Raw genomic sequence first — 459 nt, forward strand, 5'->3', positions numbered from 1 at the left:
CGCGCCGTTTAAATGGTCTAAATCCAGATTTGTTTCAAAGACTTTTCCTTGATTTAGTCGGACAAATTCACGCCAAAACACACTACACAAAACTTGTCATGCCGTTAAAAAATATTGATTCAAGTACTTTGCCACTAAATTTGACCAATCATAAATGGGCGAAGTTCCGCAAAACTAAGGCAGGCGTAAAGTTACACTTACGCCTTGTATTTATGGAAAAGGGAGAATCCTATCCCGAAAAAGCCGTGATGACAACGGCAAGCGAACACGATCGTGGTCAACTTGAGATTATGGTTGACGATAAAGAATGCATGTATGTGTTTGACCGAGGTTATCTAGACTACGAGTGTTTTGATCGCATGACCGATGAAGGCTACTTTTTTCTTTCTAGGCTACGAAAAAACGCAGTCGTACGGGAGGTTTATGATTTTAAACTACCCAAGGATTCATCTGTTTTGT

General features: G+C 40.1%; 1 protein-coding gene. It reads left to right on the forward strand.

Annotation, left to right across the window (positions count from 1 at the left end; genetic code table 11):
- A partial coding sequence (locus ACTQ5K_RS25585) for a transposase (protein ID WP_441994460.1) occupies positions 1-459 on the forward strand: 459 nt, incomplete at both ends.

The sequence above is a fragment of the Niallia sp. Sow4_A1 genome, from assembly GCF_052116745.1.
In the GTDB taxonomy this organism is placed as follows: domain Bacteria; phylum Bacillota; class Bacilli; order Bacillales; family Cytobacillaceae; genus Niallia; species Niallia hominis.